Annotated in this window: 1 pseudogene; it reads right to left on the minus strand. The window is 57.8% G+C overall.

Going from position 1 to position 812, the window contains the following annotated elements:
* Window positions 1–133: 133 nt before the first annotated feature.
* A pseudogene (locus tag PSOLE_RS23420) lies at window positions 134–812 on the minus strand (IS110 family RNA-guided transposase); the annotation flags it as partial.

Below are 812 nucleotides of genomic sequence, written 5' to 3' on the forward strand. Positions count from 1 at the left end.
GTAAGCCGTGACCACCTGTTTCGGAACAGGCGGAAAATCGGTCACGTTGCTACCGAAATGAGCGGTCACGCGTTAGCGAAATGACCGGTCACGATCAACCGAAACGGCCGGTCACGGTGCTCCGAAATCCGCACTTGAGCACTGAGCGCGATCCGTGGATCAGCAACGTGCGCAAGTATTTGTCTCCGCGCTTGCTGATACCCCCAAGGCGCTCCTTGCCCCCTGTGGAGTATTGACTGGGCACCAGTCCCAGCCAGGCCGCGAATTGCCTGCCACTGGCAAACTGTCTGGCATCGCCAACAGCACTGACGATGGCCGTGGCACTGATCGGGCCGAGCCCCTCGATCTTCATTAAGCGTCTGACCCGCTCATCCTCGCGCGCCTCGCGCTGGATCAGTTGTTCCAGCTTTTTCAAGCGCTCGTCATACCCTTGCAACTCTTCGCTCAACCCCCTCAGCAGCTCTCGCATCGTGCCAGGCATGCTGCTATCTGAATCATCGATCGCCCGACACAGTAGTTCGCGGGTTGCCGCAACGCCTTTGCGTGATTCGATCAAACCAAACTCGGCCAGCAACCCACGAACTTCGTTGACTAATGCTGTTCGAGCCTTGATCAGCCGACCTCTGATCCGATGCACCGACTGGCTCGCCTGTTGCTCTACTGTCTTGACCTCGACATAACGCATGGTGGGCCTGCTGGCCGCTTCACAAATTGCCTGCGCATCGTTCGCGTCGTTCTTGCCGCCTTTCACGTAAGGCTTGACGAACTGCGGAGCAATTAAACGCACCTCATGCCCCAGCTTGCCTAATTCA

Source organism: Pseudomonas oleovorans subsp. oleovorans, assembly GCF_002197815.1.
GTDB lineage: Bacteria > Pseudomonadota > Gammaproteobacteria > Pseudomonadales > Pseudomonadaceae > Aquipseudomonas > Aquipseudomonas oleovorans.